Origin of the sequence: Nocardioides sp. NPDC059952 (genome assembly GCF_042730435.1) — a bacterium.
Classification (GTDB): Bacteria; Actinomycetota; Actinomycetes; order Propionibacteriales; family Nocardioidaceae; genus Nocardioides.
The window spans coordinates 1-1,442 of sequence record NZ_JBHWLY010000157.1 but is presented as its reverse complement, the minus strand read 5'-3'; the positions used below and the strand labels follow the sequence as shown (position 1 = coordinate 1,442).

The 1,442-nt window shown below is 69.9% G+C and carries 1 protein-coding gene; it reads right to left on the bottom strand.

The genetic code is table 11. The features are described from left to right. Positions 1–1,210 (bottom strand): DEAD/DEAH box helicase (locus ACFV9G_RS29860; RefSeq protein WP_378733112.1); only part of this gene is annotated, 1,210 nt, incomplete at its 3' end. Positions 1,211–1,442 lie beyond the last annotated feature (232 nt).

Genomic DNA, 1,442 nt, shown 5'->3' with positions numbered 1-1,442 from the left:
CCGTCCAGCGGCGCATTCGGTACAGCCGGGTGCCGGGGTCGCGCTGGAGGAAGAGGAACATGGCGCCGGTCAGGCGGATGAACCACGTGCCCTCGGGGGTGCGCAGCCAGCGGATCGCGGACGAGCCGAACAGGTTGAACTCTTCGGCCTCGACCCGCGCGGTCAGGACCCTGCGCTTCTCGGCGGCCGCGGCCTCCTTGGCGACCTGGCGGAGCGTCTTGCCCTCCTCGGCCTGGCCGATCTCACGCTCGGTCAGGTCGACCATCGACGCGAGCTTGTGGCGGGTCGAGGCGCCCATGACGTCGAGCAGCAGGGCATCCCGTTTCCCGGGTGCCGGGCGCAGGGCGCGGCCGGCCATCTGGACGTAGAGACCCGGGCTCTTGGTGGGGCGGGCGATGACGGCGCAGGACGTGTGCGGGGCGTCGAAACCTTCCGTCAAGACCATGCAGTTGGTGAGCACCTGCACGTCCCCGGCGTGGTCGACGTAGGCCTTGGCGATGGCGTCCAGCGCGCCCGAGTCCTCCAGCGCCTTACCCAGCTGCCCGTCGACCAGGTCGCCGCCACGGGTCCGGACCTTGTCCAGGTCCAGGCTGTCGACCGTGATGCGCTTGCCGCGGACGTCGCACAGGTATCCGTCGCCGATCATGTCGAGGATGTCGAGACGGAAGACGACGTCTTCCCAGACCTCGGCCAGGCCGCCGTCGGTGCGGGTCATCGTGGCGGTGAACCCGGCGACGGGAACCCCGCGCCAGGCGCCGAAGTGTTCGAGTACCTCCATGTAGGTGCGGGCCGCGGCGTGGTGGCACTCGTCCACGATGACCAGGCCGATGTCGCGGATGGCCTCGCGACGCTTGGCCACGGCCAGGGTCTGGACGCTCGCCACGATTACATCGGCGTCCGCGTGGTCGTCGCGCTGCGCCTTGACGATGCCGACCCGCAGCATCGGGTCGACGGCCAGCAGCTTGGCCGCGGCCTGCTCGATCAGCTCCTCGCGGTGCGCGATCACGAGGACGCGGCCGCCGTTGAGGGTGTCGAGCATCAGGTGTGCCAGGTGGGAGAAGACGACGGTCTTTCCGGCGCCGGTCGGGAGGACGACGGCGAGCCGGTTGGTGCCGGCGGCCCAGCCCTTGCGCAGGGCCTCGATGGCGTCGACCTGGTAGGGCCGGGGTGTGAAGGTCTGCGGTACGGCGGTAGCGGTGGCGGTGCTCACGGTTCACCTCGGTTCGGTTGCTGGGCTGTTGCGGGGAGTGCGGGGACTTGGCGGGAGTCCTGCGGGGACTCCCGCACGGTCCTGCGGTGGCGCTGATCAGCGGTTTTGCGGGGACGCGGGGACTTGCGGGGAGTTGGGAAATCCCTTGATGCCGGAGGCCCTCAGAACTGTCGTGCGACGACGTGCGGCACATGTGATGCGCGATGCATGCGAGACGCGCGCGCTATACAGG